The organism is Clostridium sp. CMCC3677, assembly GCF_023845585.1.
Lineage (GTDB): Bacteria > Bacillota > Clostridia > Clostridiales > Clostridiaceae > Clostridium > Clostridium aquiflavi.
This window is the reverse complement of sequence record NZ_JAMQHS010000105.1, coordinates 1-228: the sequence shown is the minus strand read 5'-3', so window position 1 is coordinate 228 and position 228 is coordinate 1. Positions and strand designations below refer to the sequence as shown.

1 pseudogene is annotated in these 228 nt (G+C 37.7%); it reads right to left on the bottom strand.

What is annotated here, in order from left to right:
- Window positions 1–228, bottom strand: a pseudogene (locus tag NG901_RS16895) (cobalt-precorrin-5B (C(1))-methyltransferase); the annotation flags it as partial.

The following is a 228-nucleotide window of genomic DNA, read 5'->3' as shown; positions in this document are numbered from 1 at the left end:
ATCTGCATCTTTACTGTACGTCGTAAAAATCCCTGCTGAAACCTTCACCAATTTGCCAAAATGACCAACCATTAGCACTTTTTTGAAAGCTAGACGCTGTGTTTCTTTTAACATATAACCAACGAAATTACTCATGGAAACAATATTTCCGCTTGAAAAACCAAGCGTATTCTGAACAAAATCATCCCCGTAATTACCGGGAACAAGAATAATTTGGTCGAGACCTTG